Below are 1,567 nucleotides of genomic sequence, written 5' to 3'. Positions count from 1 at the left end.
AAATCACGCAATCAATTGAAACCAATATAGCTAAGTGTGGGATCAACTGCCAGTAAATGTCCGATTGGTTCGTCTAACCATCCGTGGGGATAAATAAACTTCCCCACGGATGGAAGTCTCACTTTATCCCGCATATAACTGGCAGTAAGCTCCCCAAATCACGTAATCAATTGAAACCAATATAGCTAAGTGTGGGATCAACTGCCAGTAAATGTCTGATTGGTTTAAGGGCCTTTAGGTCATACCCTTGTGGTACTAACCATCCGTGGGGATAACAGCTCCCATGGATGGAAGTTTCACTTTATTTCCATACCGTATCATTAATTAAGTTTGGTGGTTTTTGTCCACGTAAACCTGCAAGCAAATTTTCGGCAGCTAATTCTGACATTTTTAATTCCGTCTCGTGAGTCGATGAACCAATATGGGGTAAGGTGACTACATTATCCATTTTCAATAAATCATTTTTAGGATCGACAGGTTCTTGTTCAAATACGTCAAGGCCTGCACCTGCGATATTGCCGTTTTTTAACGCTTGAATTAAATCCTGTTCGACAATTGTCTTTCCGCGAGAACCGTTAATGAAAATAGCTGTTTTCTTCATCAAGTTAAATTCCCGTTGACCAATCAAATGTTTTGTTTCTTTAGTTAATGGTGTAATCAGACAAACGAAATCAGAACGTTGTAATAATTGATCTAAGCTAGCGTAGGTTGCCTGAAATTTCTCTTCAGCTTCGGGCTTTCGGGTGCGGCTATGGTAGAGAATGTTCATATCAAAACCATGATGAGCTCGTTGGGCAATGGCAAAGCCGATTCTCCCCATACCAATAATACCTACTGTTTTATGATGTACATCAGTACCATAATGTCTACTATCCAGTGATTCAACCCAATTACCTGATTTTACGAGTTGATTGAGTTCGGGGAGCCTTCTAGCTGTTGATAGTATTAAGCCAAAGACCATATCAGCGACTGTATCGGTCAGAATGCCAGGAGTATTAGTTGCCATAATCTTTCTATTAGTCAATGCTTCTAAATCTAAGTTATTGTACCCAACTGAAACATTACTAACAATTTTTAAGTTTGGAGCACGATCCAATAATTGACGATCAATCTTTAAATCGAGTCCAATAATACCATCTGCTTGTTGAAGAAAAGCTAAGAAAGCTTGATCTGAATTTGTATCCACATTCTTAAAAAATTGAACGTCATGGTTTTTTTGTAAATCATCAAGCACAGGCTTTTCGACGCGTTGATAGGCAAGAATTTTCATAATAAGCTTCCCCCATTCTGTACTATCTTAAAATTAAATTACTTTCAACATAGTAGGTTCTAATAAATAAGTCAAGGTCCATTTATCCCGCATATAACTGGCAGTAAGCCCCCTCAAGCAATGAGGAGAAACCAATATAGCTAAGTGTGGGATCAACTGCCAGTAAATGTCCGATTGGTTCGTCTAACCATCCGTGGGGATAAATAAACTTCCCCACGGATGGAAGACTCACTTTATCCCGCATATAACTGGCAGTAAGCCCCCTCAAGCAATGAGGAGAAACCAATATAGCTAAGT

2 protein-coding genes are annotated in these 1,567 nt (G+C 39.2%); both read right to left on the bottom strand.

From position 1 onward, the window contains the following. Positions 1–301: 301 nt before the first annotated feature. A complete protein-coding gene (locus tag ABDZ84_RS18090) occupies positions 302–1,270 on the bottom strand; it encodes a 2-hydroxyacid dehydrogenase (protein WP_343782503.1) in 969 nt (322 codons plus the stop codon). Between the two features lie 82 nt (positions 1,271–1,352). Beyond that, positions 1,353–1,567 (bottom strand): hypothetical protein (locus tag ABDZ84_RS18085; RefSeq protein WP_343782501.1); only part of this gene is annotated, 215 nt, incomplete at its 5' end.

The sequence above is a fragment of the Virgibacillus salarius genome (assembly GCF_039521925.1).
Classification (GTDB): domain Bacteria; phylum Bacillota; class Bacilli; order Bacillales; family Amphibacillaceae; genus Virgibacillus; species Virgibacillus salarius.
Note: the sequence above shows the minus strand (reverse complement) of the source record. Positions and strands in the feature narration are given on the sequence as shown.